General features: G+C 65.9%; 15 protein-coding genes. 7 read left to right on the forward strand and 8 right to left on the reverse strand.

The window, feature by feature from the left end:
* The first annotated feature begins 4 nt into the window (after positions 1-4).
* On the forward strand, positions 5-1,780 hold the full coding sequence (locus NDK18_RS17195) for an acyl-CoA dehydrogenase C-terminal domain-containing protein (RefSeq protein ID WP_250628488.1): 1,776 nt from the start codon (positions 5-7) through the stop codon (positions 1,778-1,780).
* Between the two features lie 104 nt (positions 1,781-1,884).
* Positions 1,885-2,358 carry a GNAT family N-acetyltransferase gene (locus NDK18_RS17200; RefSeq protein WP_250624108.1) on the forward strand — a complete coding sequence of 158 codons (474 nt, stop codon included), beginning with the start codon at positions 1,885-1,887 and terminating at the stop codon, positions 2,356-2,358.
* Between the two features lie 56 nt (positions 2,359-2,414).
* Here NDK18_RS17200 and NDK18_RS17205 read toward each other — a convergent pair whose 3' ends face one another.
* Positions 2,415-3,170: a SapC family protein gene (locus tag NDK18_RS17205; protein ID WP_250624109.1), complete on the reverse strand. Its 756-nt coding sequence runs from the start codon at positions 3,168-3,170 to the stop codon at positions 2,415-2,417.
* Positions 3,171-3,466: 296 nt separating this feature from the next.
* Between NDK18_RS17205 and NDK18_RS17210 the strand changes: the two genes are divergently transcribed.
* Together NDK18_RS17210 and dxs are read left to right on the forward strand one after the other, a co-directional pair.
* Positions 3,467-4,063 (forward strand): HNH endonuclease, encoded by a 597-nt coding sequence (locus tag NDK18_RS17210; protein ID WP_250624451.1) that lies wholly within the window; start codon positions 3,467-3,469, stop codon positions 4,061-4,063.
* A gap of 61 nt (positions 4,064-4,124) precedes the next feature.
* Positions 4,125-6,020, forward strand: a complete 1,896-nt coding sequence (gene dxs, locus NDK18_RS17215; RefSeq protein WP_250628489.1) for a 1-deoxy-D-xylulose-5-phosphate synthase — start codon at positions 4,125-4,127, stop codon at positions 6,018-6,020.
* 55 nt (positions 6,021-6,075) lie between these two features.
* Here dxs and NDK18_RS17220 read toward each other — a convergent pair whose 3' ends face one another.
* From NDK18_RS17220 to NDK18_RS17230, 3 genes are all read right to left on the reverse strand, one after another.
* Positions 6,076-7,365 carry a glycoside hydrolase family 18 protein gene (locus NDK18_RS17220; RefSeq protein ID WP_345777090.1) on the reverse strand — a complete coding sequence of 430 codons (1,290 nt, stop codon included), beginning with the start codon at positions 7,363-7,365 and terminating at the stop codon, positions 6,076-6,078.
* 215 nt (positions 7,366-7,580) lie between these two features.
* Positions 7,581-8,411, reverse strand: coding sequence for a peptide chain release factor N(5)-glutamine methyltransferase (prmC, locus tag NDK18_RS17225; RefSeq protein WP_250624111.1), 831 nt, complete (start codon positions 8,409-8,411; stop codon positions 7,581-7,583).
* A gap of 104 nt (positions 8,412-8,515) precedes the next feature.
* Complete coding sequence (locus NDK18_RS17230; RefSeq protein ID WP_250628490.1) at positions 8,516-11,197, reverse strand: M1 family metallopeptidase; 2,682 nt, start codon at positions 11,195-11,197, stop codon at positions 8,516-8,518.
* A 190-nt stretch (positions 11,198-11,387) separates the two neighbouring features.
* Here NDK18_RS17230 and NDK18_RS17235 point away from each other — a divergent pair, with 190 nt between their 5' ends.
* A complete protein-coding gene (locus NDK18_RS17235; RefSeq protein WP_250628491.1) occupies positions 11,388-12,161 on the forward strand; it encodes a winged helix-turn-helix domain-containing protein in 774 nt (257 codons plus the stop codon).
* Here the strand turns inward: NDK18_RS17235 and lptG are convergent.
* Together lptG and lptF are read right to left on the reverse strand one after the other, a co-directional pair.
* On the reverse strand, positions 12,158-13,261 hold the full coding sequence (gene lptG, locus NDK18_RS17240; RefSeq protein ID WP_250624114.1) for an LPS export ABC transporter permease LptG: 1,104 nt from the start codon (positions 13,259-13,261) through the stop codon (positions 12,158-12,160). The two genes, NDK18_RS17235 and lptG, sit on opposite strands and share 4 nt — an antisense overlap.
* Positions 13,258-14,382, reverse strand: a complete 1,125-nt coding sequence (lptF, locus tag NDK18_RS17245; RefSeq protein WP_250624115.1) for an LPS export ABC transporter permease LptF — start codon at positions 14,380-14,382, stop codon at positions 13,258-13,260. Before lptF ends, lptG begins: the two co-directional genes overlap by 4 nt.
* A gap of 97 nt (positions 14,383-14,479) precedes the next feature.
* On the opposite strand from lptF, the gene NDK18_RS17250 reads away from it, so the two are divergent.
* Entirely contained in the window at positions 14,480-15,973 is a 1,494-nt protein-coding gene (locus NDK18_RS17250; protein WP_250628492.1) for a leucyl aminopeptidase, read from the forward strand.
* A 3-nt stretch (positions 15,974-15,976) separates the two neighbouring features.
* Complete coding sequence (locus NDK18_RS17255; RefSeq protein WP_250624117.1) at positions 15,977-16,399, forward strand: DNA polymerase III subunit chi; 423 nt, start codon at positions 15,977-15,979, stop codon at positions 16,397-16,399.
* A gap of 7 nt (positions 16,400-16,406) precedes the next feature.
* Here the strand turns inward: NDK18_RS17255 and NDK18_RS19435 are convergent, their stop codons facing one another.
* Entirely contained in the window at positions 16,407-18,773 is a 2,367-nt protein-coding gene (locus NDK18_RS19435) for a hybrid sensor histidine kinase/response regulator (RefSeq protein ID WP_345777091.1), read from the reverse strand.
* A gap of 329 nt (positions 18,774-19,102) precedes the next feature.
* Complete coding sequence (locus tag NDK18_RS17265; RefSeq protein ID WP_250628493.1) at positions 19,103-19,921, reverse strand: ligand-binding sensor domain-containing protein; 819 nt, start codon at positions 19,919-19,921, stop codon at positions 19,103-19,105.
* Positions 19,922-20,007 lie beyond the last annotated feature (86 nt).

Here is a 20,007-nt window from a genome sequence, read left to right on the forward strand (position 1 = left end):
TCCCATGACGATCTACAAAGCCCCGCTCGACGACATGCGCTTCGCGCTTTACGACGTGCTCGGTGCCGAGGCCATCCTTGGCAGCCTGGGCGGCGGCCAGTCGCATACCCGCGACCTGATCGACGCCGTGCTGGACGAAGCTGCACGCTTCAACGAGCAGGTGCTGGCGCCGCTCAACGCCAGCGGCGATGAAGAAGGCTGCCATTACGACAAGGCCACGGCGACGGTCACCACGCCCAAGGGCTTCAAGGAGGCCTACCGCCAGTACGTCGACGGCGGCTGGGCTGGCCTCACCGCCCCGGAGGTCCACGGTGGCCAGGCCCTGCCGCATGCGGTGGGCGCCCTCACCAAGGAAATGATCGACTCGGCGAACCTGGCCTGGGGCATCTATCCGCTGCTTTCGCAGGGCGCGGTGGACGCACTGGAACACCACGGCGATGCATGGCAGCAGGAGGTGTTCCTCAAACCCCTGGTCGAGGGCCGCTGGACGGGCAGCATGTGCCTGACCGAACCGCAGGCAGGCTCGGACCTGGGCCTGCTGAAAACCCGCGCCGAACCCAACGGCGACGGCAGCTATCGGGTGAGCGGCACCAAGATCTTCATCAGCGCCGGCGAGCACGACTTCGCCGAGAACATCGTGCACCTGGTGCTGGCGCGCCTGCCCGACGCGCCCGCCGGCAGCCGCGGCATCTCGATGCTGGCCGTGCCGAAATTCCGCGTGGGCAAGGACGGCGCCATGGGCGAGCGCAACACGCTCGCTGCCGGCGCCATCGAGCACAAGATGGGCATCCGCGGTTCGGCCACCTGCGTGATGAATTTCGACGGTGCCGAAGGCTGGTTGATAGGCCCCGCGCACAAGGGCCTGCAGGCCATGTTCACCATGATGAATGCCGCGCGCCTGGCCGTAGGCATCCAGGGCCTGGCGATCAGCGAGCGTGCCCTGCAGAACAGCCTGAATTACGCCCGCGAACGCGTGCAGATGCGCGCGCTCACGGGCCCCGCCTATCCAGACAAGCCCGCCGATCCATTGGTGGTCCATCCAGACGTCCGCCGCATGTTGCTGACCCAGCAGGCCTTCGTCGAAGGCGGCCGCGTGCTGGCCGTGTACGGGGCATTGCAGAGCGACATCGAGGCCCGCGCCGCGGATGAATCATCGCGTACCCAGGCCGGGGAATTGCTCTCGTTCCTGATCCCCATCGTCAAGGGCATGCTGACCGAATGGTCGGTGGAATCGACCAAGGAAGCGTTGCAGATTTATGGCGGCCACGGTTACATCGTGGAGAACGGCGTGGAGCAGTTCGTCCGCGACGCGCGCATCACCACCTTGTACGAAGGCACCACGCAGATCCAGGCGCTGGACCTGATCGGCCGGAAGATCCTGCAGCTGAAGGGCGCGGGCCTGAAGCATTTCCTGGCGGAAGTCGGCGCGTTCTGCAAGCAGCACGCTCAAGATGCGGGCCTTGCCACCTTCGTCGGTCCACTGTCGCAGGCGGCCAAGGCCTGGGGCGAACTGACCCAGTCGCTCGTGGCCCGGGCTTCGGAAAATCCCGAGGAAATCGGCGCGGCCGCGGTGGACTACCTCTATTTTTCAGGCTATGTGGCCCTGGCGTGGGCCTGGGCCCGCAGCGTCGCTGCGGCGGAAGGCTCGTCCCGGCCGGCGGCCTTCAAGCAGGCCAAGCGCGATGTCGCAACATTTTATTTCGCGCGTATCCTGCCCCGTGCGCAGTTGCACCGCCAGGCCATCGAGGCGGGCGTGGCCACGCTCCCGGCGATAGCCTGATCGATCCAAAGTGCCCGGCCTGGCGCCGGGCACTTTGCACGGGTACCGCCTAGGGTGTAGAAACACAGGCTCGGTCCTAGTCTCCATAGCGCCCTCCCTACGCCATGAGCGAAACGACGTACCTGATTCGCCTCGCCGAAGACGATGACGATTTCATCCTCGGCCTGATCCCCCGCTTCGTGGATTTCCCGCTGCCCAACGGGCGACGGCGAAACGAATGCATCGAAGGCATCCGCGCGGACCTGGTCCGCCACCTGGACGAACAACCCCCCAACAGCTTCATCTTCGTTGCCGAAGACGAAGACGGCGAAGCGGTGGGTTTCATCCACCTGCAAAAGACGCAGGACTTCTTCAACCACCGTACCAATTGCCATGTGTCGGATCTTGCCGTCTCCGAAGAAGCCGAAGGCACGGGCGTGGGCAAGGCGCTGCTGGACCATGCCTATACCTGGGCACGCGAGCACAAATGCCAGTACGTCACCATTGCGGTATTCCCCGGCAATGAGCGGGCACGCAAGACGTACGAAGCGGCCGGTTACGACCTGGACCTTTGCCGGATGGCCAAGGCGGTGAAGTAGGCAGAAAAAAACCGGCGCGAGGCCGGTTTTTTTTCACTTCATGCGTGCAACCAGGATCAGGCCGCGGCGACTGCCGTCTGCTCGCGCTTGCCCAAACGTTCGGCCATGCGGTCGATATTGGACAGCGACACCAGGTGGGCGTAGATCCAGCCGAAGGCGCCTTCGCGCAGCAGTTCACCGGCGACCTTGTCGTCGAGCGCGCGAAGTTTTTCTTCGTTCACCACGAACAGGCCGTTGAGGTTGATCTGCTTGCCCGCCGGGTTCGACAGGTTGATGGTGCGCGGCTCCAGCAGGTTGTGCTCGCGCAGCTTGCCCATGAACCACTGGGTGCGGCGCACGTGATCCTGGAACTCGCCGAGGAAGTTCACCGCATTGGTGAGGGCCGGTGCATCGGTGCCGTCCTCGTTGAACAGGCGCTCGCCTTCCTCGTTGTTGAAGCCGTCGAAGGATTCGTCGAGGAACACGGTGAAATCGTCACCCTCGGCGCCGGCCGGCTTCTCGGCCAGGACGAACGGATAGCGGCGCACGAACGCCGGGATGTAAACGCCGTTCTCCCAGAAGCCTTCTTCGCCGATGAAGAGGTTTTCTTCCTGGCGCAAGCCGAGCAGGGCCATGGGGCCTGCTTCTTCCAGAGAGGAACCTGCGAACAGGATGGGGAAATCGCGCGCGGCGGGAGCGAACTCGACGCCGGTGAGCGGAACGGAATGCACCTTGGCGGCGAAACTCACGTTCGGCAGCGGACGCATCCGCAGATCTTTGTGCGCGGTGCGGTTCAGCGGAACCGGACGTTCATAAAAAAGCACTTCAGCCACGTTTTCTACCCTCAATGCCCCCGCCGTGCCGGGGCAGCCACCCCGGCCTCCCCAATCAGACCCGGCGTCGGGTCAGCAATCGAACGCCCACTATATCAGCGGCTTGGGGGTCGGTGCAGGTGGCGAACGGCAAGCACGATCCATACCGCCGCGCGTGCGATCTGTCACGGAACTGGGCTATGCTCAGGCCCAGCGGCCTTTCGGCCACCGGGGGCCGCGTAGCTGGACGATCTTTCGCTTTTCGTGAAGGAACGCATCGCATGCTTGGTTTGGCCCCGTTATACCCCGCGGAAAATATGGCCCTGGAAGCCGCCCGCGTCACCGCGCTCAACACCACCCGGGTGCTGGCGCTGGACGCCGCTGGCCGGATCCTGGACTGGATCAGCTGGCAGGACGCTGCCTGCCTGTACGTTCGCGAGGCGGTAGCCTGGACCCTGGGCGACCCCTGCATCACGGTCCATGGCGGCATCAACCGCCTCCGCGGCGACCAGAGCATCCTGAAGCTCCATCCGATCGTTGCCAGTACAGGCCACTGCCGCGACCACGCCATCGATCCGGCGCCAGCGCTTACCAACACGGCACTGTTCGCTCGCGACCGCCACATCTGCCTGTACTGCGGCGATCATTTCAGCCGCCACGAACTCACCCGCGACCACGTGCTCCCGGTCTCCAAGAAGGGCCAGGACATTTGGGAAAACGTGGTTTCCGCCTGTCTTGCCTGCAACCTGCGCAAGGGCAGCCGCACCCCGCAGCAGGCCGACATGCCGCTGTTGGCCGTGCCCTACCGGCCCAGTTGGGTCGAGCACCTGATCCTGTCCAACCGCAATATCCTGGCCGACCAGATGGAATTCCTGGTCAGCCACCTGCCACGGGATCGCCGCCCGGCCGCTTAAGCCACGGTAATTTCACACGGTTGCCCTTGCCCAGCCCCGGGCTTGGGCCAACAATATGCCGATGACCGACCTTTCCCGTTACCCGCATCTGGCCAAGATCCAGGTGCCTGCCGACTTGCGGACCTTCGCCGACGACGATCTCCCGGCGATAGCCGATGAATTGCGCGGCTACTTGATCGAGGCCGTGGCCTCTTCTGGCGGCCATTTCGGCGCCGGGTTGGGCGTGGTGGAACTCACCGTGGCCCTGCACCATGTGTTCGATACGCCGCGCGACCGCCTGGTGTGGGACGTGGGCCACCAGTGCTACCCGCACAAGATCCTCACCGGCCGGCGCGAGCGCATCACCTCGATCAAGAAGAAAGACGGACTGGCGCCGTTTCCCCGCCGCGAAGAAAGCGAATACGACACGTTCGGTGTCGGCCATTCCTCCACGTCGATCTCGGCTGCGCTGGGCATGGCCATCGCCACGCAGCGCCGGGGCGATCATCGCAAGGTGGTGGCGGTGATCGGCGACGGCGCGATGACCGCGGGCATGGCCTTCGAGGCCTTGAACCACGGCGGCGACGTGGAACCGAACATGCTGGTGGTGTTCAACGACAACGGCATGTCGATCAGCGAGAACGTCGGCGCGCTGACCAAGATGATGGCCCGCGCCATGGCTAGCCACACCCTCAACGTATGGCGCGAGCGCGCCAAGCGGGCGATCCCGAAAAAGTCGTTCTTCGGCCGGTTCTTCTCCCGATGGGAGGAACATGCCAAGGGCATGTTCGTGCCCTCGACCCTGTTCGAGGAATTGGGCTTTCACTACACAGGCCCGATCGACGGCCATAACATCCCGCAGCTGCTCACGGCGCTACGCACGGTGAAGGAACTGCCCGGCCCGCAGCTGCTGCATGTAATCACCACCAAGGGCAAGGGCTACGCCCCCGCCGAAGAGGCCCAGATCGAGTATCACGCGGTGGGCCCGTTCGATCCCACCGCGGGCCTGGCCAAGAAGGCCGGCCCTGCCAAGCCCACCTACACCGACATCTTCAGCGACTGGCTGTGCGACATGGCGGCCACCGACGACCGCCTGTTCGGCATTACGCCTGCGATGCGCGAAGGTTCGGGACTGGTGCGCTTCTCGCGTGAGTATCCGCAGCGTTACTTCGACGTGGCGATTGCCGAGCAGCACGCGGTCACCCTGGCCGCCGGCATGGCCTGCGAGGGCGCCAAGCCCGTGGTGGCGATCTATTCCACCTTCCTGCAGCGCGCCTACGACCAGGCCATCCACGATGTGGCGCTGCAGAACCTGGACGTGACTTTTGCCATCGACCGCGCCGGCGTGGTCGGCCCGGACGGCGCCACGCATGCCGGCAGCTTCGATCTTTCGTTCCTGCGCTGCCTGCCGAACATGGTGATCATGGCGCCTTCGGATGAAAACGAATGCCGGCAGATGCTGTCCACCGGCTTCCACTACCAAGGCCCCGCCGCCGTGCGCTACCCGCGCGGTACCGGCCCGGGCGCGAAGATCGAACCGCAGTTGGACGTGCTTCCCATCGGCAAGGGCGAGATCCGCCGCCGCGGGCACCATGGGCTGGCCATGCTGTCCTTCGGCACCATGCTGGCACCGGCGGCGGTGATCGCCGCCGAAGTGGACGCGACGCTTGCCAACATGCGCTTCGTCAAGCCGCTGGACGAAGCGTTGGTGCTGGAACTGGCGCGCACGCATGAGGCGTTCGTGACCCTCGAAGACAACGCGATTGCCGGTGGCGCGGGTACCGGTGTGGCGGAACTGTTGGCCGCGCATGGCATCACGCTGCCGATCCTGCACCTTGGCCTGCCCGATGCCTATCTGGAACATGGCTCGCGTGAGGAAGTGCTGAGCATGGCGGGCCTGGACCTGCCCGGCATCCGCCATGCCATCCGCACGCGTTTTGGCCATCTGATGCCCGCGGATGTCGCCAGCACCGGCTAAGTCGCAGAGGGGAACGGGGTCAGAGTATTCACTCTGACCCCAGCCTGATCGAACTTTATCGCGAGCCCAAGCCCTGGCTCATCGCGTGCACCAGGCTGCCGCGGGTGTCGTCGCCGCTGAGTTCCCACGAGAACGCGCCGCCCAGTCCCTGGTCGCGTACGTAGCGCATCTTCAGTGCGATGTTATCTGGGTCGTCGTAGCTCCAGAATTGGCCATTGGCGTAGATCCAGTGCGCGCCGGCCGTGCTGTCGCGATAGCTCGGATAACCGAGTACCGCCAGCTTCTTGTAGTCTTCGATACCTGCTTCGTACGTGCCTTGTGCCGAGCGCCCCGCCTGGTAAAGACCATTGGCTACCGGCGATACGCCCGTCCAGCCGCGGCCATAGAAGCCGATGCCCAGATTGAGTTTGGCGGCCGGAACGCCGGCGGCTTTCATGGCCTGGATGGCATCGTGCGTGTTGTAGCGGCGGACATCTCCCGTGGAGGGATCGGCGGGCGTAGCGTACAGCGCTGAGTGGAAGTTGGTGTTGCTCTCCCAGCCGCCATGGAAGTCGTAAGTCATGACGTTGATGAAGTCCAGGTACCGGCTGTAATCGCCAGGACGGGTGACGCGGATTTTGTCGACACCCGCGCCCACGGCGGCGGTGAGCAGCAACCCGGGCCGCACGGCATCGAGTTGACGCCGGAACTCCGCCATCAGCGCGGTGAAGTTCTCGGTGTCGGCGGGCGAATGCGAGGTGTTGTCGATGCCTGGCGCAGCAGGGTATTCCCAGTCGACATCGATGCCGTCGAAAACCCCGGCCGCGGCGCCCGGCCCTCCCGCGTCGCCCATGCGGGGCAGGTTGCCGCGGATGTAGGCATCGATGCACGAGGCGACGAAGCGCTGCCGGTTCTCAGGCCGCGCCGCATCCGAGAAGCCACGCGACCAAGTCCATCCGCCCAGCGATACCAGCACTTTCAGCTGGGGATATTTATTCTTCAGCTGCAGCAGCTGGTTCCAGTTGCCCTTCAGTGGCTGGTCCCAGCTGTCCGCAACCCCGGCGACGCTATCGGCGACGCTGTAACCTTTCTGGTAGTCGGCCCAGGCGTCGCCGCCTTCACCGGTGGTCGGGTTGGTGGGCTGGGTGCGCCCGACCTCACAGACACCATTGCGCACGTTGGCGAAGGCGTAGTTGATGTGCGTGAGCTTCGCCGCCGAACCGCTGCGATCGATATCCCGCACGTGATAGTTGCGGCCATAGATTCCCCATTGGGTGAAGTAGGCGATATTCCGCAGACCGGCGGCTACAGTGGAGGATTCTTTGTCGACGGAGCCCGCGGCGCAGGCAAGTCCACTGAACAGCATGGCGCACGAGGCGACCATGGGCAGGACGATACGCATGGATAAATTCCTTTTATCGAGGTCGTGTCCGCACCCGACCCTGTGCCGGATGCCTGGACACGTTGACCATCACGCGACGGCCGTGCGCCGATCAAGCGGGGAAGCTTGCCATTCGTGACAGGGATCACGTGACCGACGAACGTCACGGCTTCCTCTGACAGCGTTTCCCTGTACTGGGACTATCGATCGCCGTAGCGCGCGCGGGTAACCCGCTCGCGGCCTTCCAGATCGTAAAGCGTCTCGACCTGTTGCCATTCCTCGCCAAACAGGGCGCGCACGGCTTGCCCCTGGTCCCAGCCGTGCTCGAGAAGCAACCAGCCGCCGGGAAGCAGTGCGTCGGGACTGCCGCTGACAATGAGCCGGATGTCGTCCAGACCGTCGACGCCGGCCACCAGCGCCGTGGACGGCTCATGGGACAACGCCGCCAGGTGCGGATCGCCCGCCTGGATATACGGAGGATTGGAGACGATAAGGTCGAAGCGCTCCCCTGCCACCGCATCAAGCCAGTGACCGTGGACGAAGCTCATGCCCAGGTCATGGATTCGGGCATTGCGCCGGGCGACGTCGAGCGCTGCCGCACTGGCATCCACCGCCACGACATCCGCATGGGGCCGTTCGCGGGCCAGCGCGAGGGCTATCGCCCCGCTTCCGGTACCGAGATCTACGATCCGCCAGGGCGCATCGCCAGGCACGCAAGCAAGCGCCGCTTCCACCAGCAGCTCGGTTTCGGGCCGGGGGATGAGGGTATCGGGAGTGACTTCCAGGTCCAGTGACCAGAAACCCTGGCGACCGGTGATGTAGGCGACCGGCTCGCCCCCCAGTCGCCTGGCTACCGCATGATCGAACACCACGCCGGCATCGGCGGGCATCGGATCATCGCCATGGGCGAACAGCCAGCTGCGCGGTTTGCCCAACGCATGGAGCAGCAGCAACTCGGCGTCGACCCGGTCGCCCAGTTGCTCGGTAGCCGCCAACAGGGTGTCGCGGACGGTGGGAGCAGGTCGATTCATGGATGCATTGTACCGAGGCGTCCCATGGGAAGAAAAAAAGGGCGCCGAAGCGCCCTTTGATTCGTTGTCGGGGCCGGAGTCTTATTCCGGCTCCGCCTTCGCCGTTAACGCGTGAGCGCAGTCGGGTCCTGCTTGGCGATGCCCGCCGCGCACAGCTTGGCGCCTTCGGTGGTCTGTGCCAGGCCGCGCTCGGCGCCGGAGACGTTCTTCGCACGGGTGGCGAAGAAATCCTGCAGGCGCGCGGCCTCTTCGTCCGAGCAACCGCCACCGCCCATCAGGCGCGGCAATGCACCGCCGCCGAAGCTGCCGGTACGGGCCACGATCTTGTCGTAGTTGGTGGTGGCCCAGTTCCACAGGGCGTCGCGCTGCGGACGGGTTTCGCGATTGCCACGCAGAAGCGCCGCCATCTCGCCGACCTTGACGTCCTTGGTGAGGGCGTAATCACGCACGCGGTTGAGCTGCGCGGTGTCGCTGGTCTCGGCAAGGCCCGCCAGGATCGCATTGCGCTGCTGCGGGTCGCTGTTCTTGGGCAGCTCGGCAATCAGGGCGTCCACCGCGGGCTTGCCGTGCTCCTGCGTGGCCACACCCAGCGCCACGCCAAGCAGATCCGGATCGGCCGCGCCCAGGTCCAGGCGGCCATCGGCCTTCGGCTTCAGCGCCGCATCACCCTGCGCCAGCAGTGCCTTGCGGACTTCGGCAATGCGCATGTCGCCGCCGAGGAACTCGGCCAGCGCTGCACGCTGCAATGAGTCGCTGTCCGGTTCACCCGTCTTGCGCTTGTAACCGAGCTCTTCCATGCGCGGGAGGTAGGCGTCCTTCGCATACTTCACCACCGCCGCGCGCTGTGCGTCGGTCTTGGCCAGGCGGTAGTAGAACTGATCGAGCATCATCGTCGGCACGGCGGCCACTTCACGCGTCTTGCTCGTCGTCAGCGGCTTCAGGCCCACCAGCACGTCATGGGCGTCGAGGTCACCCTGGTTGAAGCCGGCATCCAGTGCATCGGCGTACACCAACTGCTCGCCATCGCTCAAGGAAGAAGCCACCTTCGCCAGCGGCGGGAGGTCCGCCTTGTCGATGCTGAAGCGGTAGTAGCCGCTGGCGTTGGCGTTGGCCAGCACCCAGGTGGGCGAGGATGCGCCATCGAGCGTAATCGTGCCCGATGCCTTATCCAGCAGCTCGCAACTCACCTTGCTGCCCGATGCGGTGCCATAGCGCACGCACACCGGCACGCCCCACACGCGGTTGCGATCGCCGGTGCTGCCGGTGGGCAGGTAGCGGCTTTGCGTCAGGTGCAGCACCGTCTTGCCGCCTTCGGTGGACACCTTGGTCTGCACGTATGGCACGCCGGACTGGTCAAGGAAGCTCTTGAACGCCTTGCGGAAGTCCTCGCCCTTGTCGGCGGCCTTGCGGATCGATTCCACCAGGTCGTCGGCGCTGGCATTGCCAAACTTGTGGTCCTGGATATATGCGCGCATGCCCTTCTGGAAGATCGGCTCGCCCACGTAGCCTTCGAACATGCCCAGTACCGCGGCGCCCTTCTGGTAGGTGATGCCGTCGAAGGCGGTTTCGATATCGCCGTTGCCGGTAATTTCCTGGCGAATCTTGCGCGCGCTCACCAGCGCGTCGTTGTTCATCGCACCCTGCGCGCCGCGGATACGGTCAAGGTCGGCGCGGTATTCCGGATGCACCTTCTGCGTCACCTTCTGCTGCATCCAGGTGGCGAAGGCCTCGTTCAACCAGATGTCGTTCCACCAGGTCATGGTGACGGTATCGCCCGTCCACTGGTGGGCGAGTTCGTGGGCGTTGACGTTGAAGGAGCCGCGCACGTACTGCGCCGGGGAATCTGGATCGATCAGCAGCAGCCAGTCACGGAAGGTCACGAGGCCGGCGTTCTCCATCGCACCGGCGGAGAAGTCCGGGGCGGCCAGGAGGTCGAGCTTGTCGAACGGATAACCGAAGCCGTAGTAGTCCTCAAGCGTATGGATGATCGACTGCGTTTCGCCCAGCACATGCTGCATGCGATGGCCTTCGCCCTTGGCGGCGATGCCGCGCAGCGGGGTGGCATGGTCGCGGTACTTGGTGGCCGCGATGTCCGGGCCCTTGACGATGTCCCAGGGACCGACGCCGAAGGCGACCAGGTACGTCGGCAGCGGTTCGGTCTTGGCGAAGGTCACCTTCTTCCAGCCGTCGCCGGCTTTCTCTTCCTTCACCGCGCTGGTGTTGGCCACGGCCTGGTCGTCGGCGGGTACCGTAAGGCTGATGTTGAACGGCGTCTTGAACGAGGGTTCGTCGAAGCCCGGGAAGGCGAAGCGCGCGCTTACCGGCTCCATCTGCGTCATCGCATAGGGCACGCCCTCGTGCGTCACCTTGTACAGGCCCTGCAGCTGCTGGTTGAGCGGCGCGGTAAAGGTGATGGCGAGGGTGATTTCCTGTGGCTTCAAGGTGCTGCCGAAGTCGATGCGGGAGACGCCTTCCTTCGGTGCCACCGCCACGTACTTGCCTTCATGCGCCTTGCCGTCGGCACCGGTCACCACGACCTTGCTTACCGTGAGATCGCGACCATGCAGCCACAAGTGATCGGACGCCTGCGACAGCTTCACCTTGATGGTGCTGCTGCCGCTGTAGTTGGTTTCCTTCGGATCGACCTTGAAGGACAGGGTGTAGGCCTCGGGCGTCGCCCACGCCGGCAGCCGGGCGAGCGGCGCGGCTTCGGGGGTGGCGGCCAATGCCGCGCCGCAACATGCGGCGAGGATGGTAAGGACGAACGGACGGACGAGAGGACGCATGGGCCTAGGCTCCCTTGGGTGATCTTCCCACCCTAGGGAGGACCATGACCTACGACACAGTGCCAGAAGGCATACATGCTAGTCGGCAATGCCCGACGAGACATTCCCCGATATCCGAAGGGCTGCCAGTACTGCTATAAACACCCCTCGGCACGGAGGCCGATCACCGATCATCGAGGGAACGATGCCAATGATTCCAGTCAGTCACACCAGCTCGCCCACGCCACGCGTGGTGTTGCACGCCTTCCCGGGTAGCAACGTTTTCCCGCGCGAACTTTCCGCCCGCATGGCCGAGGCGGGCATCACGCTCGACCTGGTGCGATCTTCCTGCGCGCTATACCGCCTGCTGTTGGGCCGGCGCATGGACATCGTGCTGGTTGATGCCGCGGTGATCGACGACGACGGCGCGCCGCTGGTGCGTAATCTGCGCAACGCATCGACCGTGGGGATCGTGGCAGGCGTCGCCCGCCAAGGCATGCTCTCGCCCAGCCAGGTGGTGGATTGGGGCGCCGATGCCTGGGTTGTCGACAGCGCCGATGCCGATACCGTGATTGCCACGGTGCGCGGCCTGGCCCGGCGCATGGATGCCGCGGAACCGGCCATGCCACTATCGACATCAACCACGGAATCCGCGCCGCCCGCCAAGGGAGGCCATTGGCGCCTGGACACCGCCGGCTGGTGCCTTCTCACGCCCGACGATCAGGCCATTGCCCTGACGTCCACCGAACGTACCGTGCTGGCCGCGCTGATCGATGCCGGCGGCTCGCCACTCTCACGCGAGGATCTCATGCGGGCGCTCGACGATGGCGATCCTGCCAACGCTCGCCGCCGCCTGGAGATGCTTGTGTTCCGACTGCGCCGCAAGGTGCACGACCGCAGCGGCCTGCCCTTGCCGCTACTTACCGCTCGCGGCAACGGCTACCTGTTCCTCGACCACAACGGCATGCCGCCCGGCATGCGCTAGCCGTGCCTGCGGAAGTACAAGGTGGCGCCGACGGCCAGCAGTACCGTGGGCGCCAGGTTGGCCACCAGCGGATGCACGCCGTAGACGGTGCCGAAGCTCACCACTGCCTTCTGGAAGAAGTACCAACCGATGGCGAAGAGCATGCCGATAAAGATGCGCTTGCCCATGCCGCCCGAACGCAGCGCGCCGAAGGCGAAGGGCATGGCCGACAGCACCAGCACCAGCACGGTAAGGGGGTAGAGCGCCCTGCCCCAGAACGCCACGGCGAATGAACCGGGATTCTGGCCGTTCGCTTCCATGTAGGCCATGTTCTGCCGCAGGTCGTGCATGGAGAGGTTGTCCACCTGCACCACGGATTGTTCCAGCACGCGGGCATCGAGTTTGGTGTCCCACGGTTTCACCGGAACCGTACTGCTGTGTACGCCGGTGGCATCGAGGGTCGTGCTGCGCACGTCTTTGAGCGTCCACTTCACGCCGTCGTGTTCGGCCAGGCGGGCGTGATCGAAGCTCGACACCTGCCCATCGTCGGTCAGGTGCACCACGCGCACGTCGTCCAGCTGCACGCCGGCGCCGAGCGTATTGCCGGTGAGCAGGCGTGCGTTCTTCGCATTGATGATGCTGAGGCCGTCCTTCGCCCACAGGCCGCTGTCGGTGGTAAGGCCCAGGTTCGAGGACTTGTAGCGAACCATCATCGCCTGCGCACGCTGGTCGCCTACCGGGGCCAGGGTTTCGCCCAGGATCACCACGCCAAGGGTGAGCAGGGCTACCACGCCCGTCACCGACACCGCGATGCGCAGCTTCGACATCCCCGCCGCGCGAAGCGCGGTGAGCTCGCCGCTGGAGGCCAGGCCGCCCAGTCCCAGCAGGCCGCCGATGAGAGCGGCGTTGCCGAAATATTCGTATAGGCGGCGCGGCACGGTAAGCAGGATGTACGCCGCTGCCTGGGTAGCGGTGAAGCCGTTCTTGTCGAGCTTGCCCAGCTGTTTGCCGAACTGCAGCAGCGCGTCGAAACCGACCAGGATCAGCCAGACCACGACGAGCGTGCCGAGCACGCTGATGGCTACCAGGCGGTCGGCACGCTTGATTCGAAGGGAGATCATGCGCCCGCCACCGGTGCGGCTGCGACCAGATTGCGAACCTTGCGCGGCGCGTACTGGCGGGTGAAGAACCATGCCGCCGTGCCGAAGATGATCACGTGGATCGTCCACATCGGTGCCGAGGTATGCAGCGTGCCCTTGATGATCCAGGTGCGGATGATCTGCATCAGGGCCAGGTACAGGAAATAGCTGAGCACCGCGATCATCAGGCGCCCGTAGCGCGCCTCGCGGGGTGACTGCCGCGACAGGGGTGTTGCCAGCATCAGCAGCACCAACGCGGTGACGGGCGCGGCGATGCGCCAGGCGATCTCGGCGTGGGCCTCGGTGGTGGTGGCCTTGCGCAAGTCGCCGAAGCTCATCGAGTGCACGGGGTCGTCGTCATCGTCGTCGCCCTGGACCGCGGAAAGGGATGAATCGTTCTGCTCGAAGCGCATGCGCCGCCAGTTGTCCCCTTCGAGGGGAATTTCGTACTGCCAGCCGGTATGCAGGGCGATGAACCGGCCGTCGCCGTCGCTTTCCTGGTACATCTGGCCGCTGTTGGCGGTGACCAGGCGTACCACGTGCACGCCCTTGGAGGTGATCACGTCCTTGGCCAGGAAGGTATGGCCAAGCTTGCTGCCGTCGCGGCTGAGCGTATCGACGAAGATCACCCCGCCCTTGCCCGGCAGCGCGGTGAAGCGGCCGGCATCCAGGCCCGCGGCGATCACCGAACGGTTGGCGTCGGCGATCATCTGGTCGGAGGTGCGGCTGGCCAGCGGGCCAAGCCAGATCGCCACCGTGCCGACGATGAGCGCGGTGATGAGGGCCAGCGCCGCGATCGGCCGGACCAGGCCCATCGCCCCCATGCCCGAGGACGAAAGCACGTGCATTTCGCTTTCGCGGTACATCCGTCCCAGTGCCACCAGGGTGCCCAGGAAGGCGGCCAGGGGCAGCATGCCCGACAGCGCGTCGGCCATGCGCAGGCCCAGCACCTGGAACATGATGCCGGGGGGGAAGGTACCGTTGGCCACCTGGGCGAGCACGCGCGCAAAGGTGCCGCCAGCCAGGATCACCAGCAGCACGATGGCCGTCGCGGCGATGCTATAGGCCAGCTCGCGGAGGAAATAGCGGTCGAGGATGCTCAAGCGTTAGAATGTACGGTTAGCGCCGTGCCCGGTAGGGGCGGCAATCGTAAAGTCTATCCTGTCGAGGCATCGGCGGGTTCGCGCAGGACAGTTTTCGATGACGCTTCAGTTCAGCCTTGGTTCCAGCCTTCCCGACTCAGGCCCCACGCCCTGCGCCGTCGTCGGCGTATTTGAGCACGGTGTGCTCACCAGCGCCGCGGCCCGGCTGGACGTCGCCTGCGGTGGCGTCGTCAAGCGCATGGTGGAATCCGGGGACATCACCGGAAAGGCCGGTACCGCCGTGATCCTGTTTGCCCCGGTCGACGCCCCGGCCGAGCGCGTGGTGGTGGTTGGGCTGGGCGCGCAGAAGGGCTTCGACGCCCAGCGCTACCAGAAGGTCTGCCTGGAGGCTGCCCGCGCAGTGGGCCGCTTGCCGGTGGAAAGCGCCGTGGTGCACCTGGCCGAAATCGATGTGCCCGGCCGCGACATCGCCTGGCGCACCCGCACCGCCGCCCTGGCCTTCGACCACGCCGCCTACCGCTACACCGCCACCTTCAAGCCGAAGGAAGCGAAGAAAACGCCCGAACTCAGCGCCGTGACCATCACGGCCGAGGCGGCGGGCGAACGCGGCCTCGTGGAGGCCGCCGCGATCGCCACCGGCACCCGCCTGGCGCGCGAACTGGGCAACCTGCCGCCGAATATCTGCAACCCCGCCTATCTTGCCGACCAGGCTCGCGAGTTCGCCGATCGCCGGGTGAACGTCGAATGCGAAGTGCTCGAGCGCGAGGAAATGGAAAAGCTCGGCTTCGGCTCGCTGCTGGCGGTCGCCCGTGGCTCGGCCAACGCACCCAAGCTGATCGTGCTGCAGTACCGCGGCGGGGCGGAGGGCGAGAAGCCCTATGCCTTAGTCGGCAAGGGCATCACCTTCGACACCGGCGGCATCAGCCTGAAGCCGGGCGCGGGCATGGAAGAGATGAAGTTCGACATGTGCGGCGCCGCCGGCGTGCTTGGCGCGTTCGTCGCCACGGTGGAACTGGATCTTCCGGTGAACCTGGTGTGCGTGGTGCCGGCGGTGGAAAACATGCCCGACGGCTCGGCCTATCGCCCGGGCGACGTGCTGACGAGTCTTTCAGGCCTCACCATCGAGGTGCTCAATACGGACGCCGAAGGCCGATTGATCCTGTGCGACGCCCTCACTTACACGGGCGACCGCTTCGACCCGGCCGTGATCATCGACGCGGCTACCCTTACCGGCGCCTGCGTAGTCGCCCTGGGCAAGCACGCCACGGGCGTGATGAGCAAGCACGATGACCTCGCCGCCGAGATCATCGCTGCGGGCGAAGCCAGCCTCGACCGCGGCTGGCGCCTGCCGCTGTGGGACGAATACCAAAGCGGGCTGGAATCCGGCTTCGCCGACGTCGCCAACATCGGTGGCAAGTTCGGCGGCGCGATCACCGCCGGCTGTTTCCTCGCCCGCTTCACCGAAGGCCGTCGCTGGGCGCACCTGGACATCGCCGGCACCGCCTGGGACGAGGGCCGCAAGGGCCTGGCCACCGGCCGCCCCGTGCCGATGCTGGTGCAGTGGTTGATCCACCGTGCAGGCCAAGCCTGATCGATGCCGCGCGCCGACTTCTACCTCATCGACAAGCCGCGGTTCCGCGAAGAGCCGCTGCTGCTGGTGTGTGAGCTGGCGCGCAAGGCGCTGGCAGCGAAACAGTTCACCCTGGTACTGGTGCGAGATTTCGAACAGGCCGAGGCGTTGGACGACCTCTTGTGGTCATTCGACGACGACGCCTTCATTCCGCACCAGCTGGCGGGTGATGACGACGACGCCGACACCGCCGTGCTGATCGCGCCCCCGGGCGTGGACACCGCCGACCGGGCGCTGGTGATCAACCTTCGCGATGCCTGCGCTCCGGGAAACTTCGACCGCGTGCTCGAAGTGGTGGCCGCCGACTCCGCCGAGCGCGAGGGTTCGCGCAAGCGCTGGGCCGAGTACAAGCGCATGGGCTTCGAAGTCGCCAAGCACGACATGTAACGTCAGGCTAATCCAGGCCGGCCAGGAGGCGCTGCAACGTCACAGCATCCACGGGCTTGCGCGCAAAGCCCCGCATGCCGGCCGCGGCCACGCGTTCCTCCTCGTCGCCCATCGAACGGGCACTCACCGCAAGAATCGGTAGCGACGGTTGCCGCAGGCCAAGCCAGCGGGCCAGACCGAAGCCATCAATCCCGGGGAGGTCCAGGTCCAGCACCGCCACATCGAAGACGGCGTCTTCCATGCAGCCCATGGCGTCGAGCGCGTGCGAAGCCGATGTCACGGCATGGCCTGATTGGCGCAGCAGCCCCGCGATCACCGCGGCGACGGTAGCGTCGTCCTCCACCAACAGGATGCGCCTGGCACTGACTGCGGCTTCGGCGCCTTGCTGACCCGCGGCGGCACCATGGTCGGGCGGCTCGGGAAGCGGCAGGCGCACGGTGAAGATCGAACCCTGGCCAGGTGTCGAGTCCAACTCAATGCTGCCGCCCATGAGCGTTGCCAGTTCCCGGCAGATCGGCAAGCCCAGGCCGAAGCCATGGGCACGTTGCCGCGTCCGTGCCTGCTCGTAACGCTGGAACAAGCGCTCGCGATCATGTGCGGCGATGCCGGGACCGGTGTCGGCGACGGTGAATACGAGGCCCGCCGGCCCATCGTGCCCGCTTACCGTCACATGCCCATGCTCGGTGAACTTCACGGCATTACTGACCAGGTTCAGCAGGATCTGACGGACGCGCGCCTCATCGCCCAGCCTTCGACGGAGGCCCGAAGGCGGCAACGAAACCAGCAGCCGCAGACCCCGCGTTGTCGCCAGCGGTCGTTCGACAGCCACGATGTCGGCCAGCAATACAGCCGGGTCGAAGCCTGCATTCTCAAGTTCCAACCGCGCCAATCCCAGCCGGGTCAAGTCCAGCACATTGTCCAGCAGCCGCAACAACAGCCGTCCCGATTGCCGCATGGCACGGACATACCCGGCCTGCACAGTCGTCAGCGGCGTGGACGCCAACAATTCGGCCATGCCCAGTACGCCTGTCATCGGCGTGCGCAGTTCGTGGCCGAGTATGCCGATGAAGCTTGTCTTGGCGTCGTTGGCCTCTTCGGCAAGCTGGCGTGCCTGGCGGGCAAGCCGCACCTGCATCCGTCGGTCCATCGTGTTTCGCGTGCGCAACATCACGGCCCACGCCAACAGGCACGCGGCCAGGACATAGGCCGCCCATGCCCAGGGGCGCGTCCATGGCGCCCGCTCGACGATCACTTCCACAGGCCGTCTCAGCGCCCCCCACGGACCATGGGGGGCGGCACCCTCCACCCATAGCTGGTGGCGGCCGGCCTCCAGTTGCGCGAACTCCCTGAAGCCGCGATGGCCGGTATCGAACCAGGACTCGTTCTGCCCATCGAGCCGGAACCGATAGCGGTTGGCGTCTCCGTCCACGAAGGACAAGGCGCGTACCTGGATCGTGAGCTCGCGGTCGCGCCAGCCCAAGTGCAGCGGCCGGCCATCCAGCGGCAGGTCGATACGCCGGTTGTCCCGGCGAATGGAGATCGAACGCACGGTAATCGGTGGCGCCGGGATCATGGACACCGGCGCTGCGGGATCAAACCCCAGCACGCCATCGAGGGTGGCGCCGAGGATGATGCCGTTGGGCAGCACAGCCGTGGTTCCATCGGTGAACTCGGCGCTGAAGAGTCCATCGGTAAGCCCCAGTGTCCTGGCTTCACCGGTTTCCGACGCATACGTCCACAACCCTGCCGCGCCCAGGCCCCAGACGTGCATGCGCGGTCCCACGCCGATGGAGAGGACGTCGGTGCGCGGCCAGCCGGCGGCCTGGTCGATCGACTGCAGCTTCACCGCGTGTCCGTTCCGCCAGCGATAGCGCTGGAGACTGTCGGCGCGGGCCACCCAGAGGTCATCGCCCGAGATGGCCAGGGCGTCGACCGCACCCGCGTCCACGCCGGGCACAGGCTCGAAATGGCGCGCACCGGGTGGGAGCCATTGCACGCCGTTGCTACCGGCACGCCATGGCGAGGCACCCACCATCAACAACTGCCGGGTATCGTCATGGATACTCGAACGGGGCACTGTCAATGGTGACGCACGCGCCTGACCCCGCTCAAGCTTCCAGACACCACGGTTGCGCGTGCTGGCATACACCGTCCCGGACGGCGATTCGACGAGGCCGGTCACCGCTTCAGTAGGCCCCGCTATCGTATTGACCACGCCTGCCCCTGGACGGCGCACCATCAAACCGCGCGCAGTGCCGATCCATAACGTGCCGTCGGCGGCCTCCAGCAAGGCATCTACCCTTGCGCCAACGTCCGGCAGGCGTTCGAGCACGGCTTCGGAAGCCACCGACATGCGCGCGATCCAGCCATGCATGCCGCCCACCCAGGCGTCGCCGTTGCGGGTGGCCGCCACGGCACTGGCGGCGCGGCGCGGCAGGCCTAACGGCTCGTCGGGCACATGGCTCACCAGGAAGAAGCGTTCCCACCCCGGGCCGACATAGGCCAGGCCGCCATCGCTGAGTGCGCACCAGATGCCGCCTTCGTGATCCTCCAGCAGGCGAACGACGTGGCGGCCGGGAAGCCCGTGGGGGAGGTACGGCCGCGGCGACACCTGGATCGCCTGCCCGCCTGGCTCGATCAATAGCAGGCCGGCACCGGTCAAGGCGATCCAGAGTGTCCCCTGCGAGTCGCGAAGACTGGCCGTTACCTGCCGTCCTTCGGTTCCTTCGACCAACTGCAAATGATCACCATTGACGACGAACAGGCCCCGCTCGCTGGCAACACGCAGCCCACCGGCATCGATGTCCAGGGCATGGACGGCAGGCGGCGGGCCACCTGGGAACGCAAGCCATGTCCAGTTGCCCCGGGCATCCAGGCGACCCAGGCCGTGGGTGCCCCCATCCACAGCGCGCCATCGCCATCCACGTGCAGGGCATTGACCTCCCCCGGGCCGGGCGAACGCGTTGCCGGTGGGGAAAAAGCCACCGGCTCCGGCCATCCTCCGTCCGGCCGAAGGCGAAGCAAGCCGCGGTGCCGGGTACCGATCCACACCTCGCCATCGATACCCACAGCCAGTGCCTGCACGTCGTCGTCGGCCAGGCTGCGCGGTTCTCCTTCCACGTGGCGCCACGTGGTGAAACTGCCATCGGCATTGCGGCGGCTGAGTCCCGAACCGATGCCGCCCGCCCACACGCGTCCGGCGCGGTCCACCACCAGGGCGTCGAAGCGATTGCCGCCGATGGAACCGGCCACATGCGTCTCACGCCGGAAGACGTCGAATTCGACGCCATCGAAACGCGCCAGCCCCGCATCGGAGCCGATCCAGAGAAATCCGGTGGAGTCCTGCACCAGGGCACGAAGCCTGCGCGAGGGCAAACCGTCGGCCATGGCGAAATGGCGGAATTGCATCTTGTGCCGCATCGCCGCGGCGGCATCGGCGGGTGCAGCGACGATGCTTTCGGTCGCCTTCACGCCGGCAAGGCAAAGACAGGCCAGCAGGCCAGCCAGGATCCATCGGGCCACGTGATCATCCATGTTCGTTGGGCGCCGCGCGCAGACTATCATCAGCCCGGATGGACGCGAACCGAACCTTTCCCCAGCGCATGACG

This window comes from Pinirhizobacter soli, assembly GCF_015905305.1.
Taxonomy (GTDB): domain Bacteria; phylum Pseudomonadota; class Gammaproteobacteria; order Xanthomonadales; family Rhodanobacteraceae; genus Pinirhizobacter; species Pinirhizobacter soli.

Bases quoted from the DNA above. Each gene is read 5' to 3' on its own strand.
- dxs (WP_250628489.1), top strand. From the start codon at position 4,125: ATGACCGACCTTTCCCGTTACCCGCATCTGGCCAAGATCCAGGTGCCT.
- lptG (WP_250624114.1), bottom strand. From the start codon at position 13,261: ATGATCTCCCTTCGAATCAAGCGTGCCGACCGCCTGGTAGCCATCAGC.
- NDK18_RS17230 (WP_250628490.1), bottom strand. From the start codon at position 11,197: ATGCGTCCTCTCGTCCGTCCGTTCGTCCTTACCATCCTCGCCGCATGT.
- NDK18_RS19435 (WP_345777091.1), bottom strand. From the start codon at position 18,773: ATGCATGGCTGGATCGCGCGCATGTCGGTGGCTTCCGAAGCCGTGCTC.
- prmC (WP_250624111.1), bottom strand. From the start codon at position 8,411: ATGAATCGACCTGCTCCCACCGTCCGCGACACCCTGTTGGCGGCTACC.
- NDK18_RS17220 (WP_345777090.1), bottom strand. From the start codon at position 7,365: ATGCTGTTCAGTGGACTTGCCTGCGCCGCGGGCTCCGTCGACAAAGAA.
- NDK18_RS17200 (WP_250624108.1), top strand. From the start codon at position 1,885: ATGAGCGAAACGACGTACCTGATTCGCCTCGCCGAAGACGATGACGAT.
- NDK18_RS17195 (WP_250628488.1), top strand. From the start codon at position 5: ATGACGATCTACAAAGCCCCGCTCGACGACATGCGCTTCGCGCTTTAC.
- NDK18_RS17235 (WP_250628491.1), top strand. From the start codon at position 11,388: ATGATTCCAGTCAGTCACACCAGCTCGCCCACGCCACGCGTGGTGTTG.
- NDK18_RS17255 (WP_250624117.1), top strand. From the start codon at position 15,977: ATGCCGCGCGCCGACTTCTACCTCATCGACAAGCCGCGGTTCCGCGAA.
- NDK18_RS17210 (WP_250624451.1), top strand. From the start codon at position 3,467: ATGGCCCTGGAAGCCGCCCGCGTCACCGCGCTCAACACCACCCGGGTG.
- NDK18_RS17250 (WP_250628492.1), top strand. From the start codon at position 14,480: ATGACGCTTCAGTTCAGCCTTGGTTCCAGCCTTCCCGACTCAGGCCCC.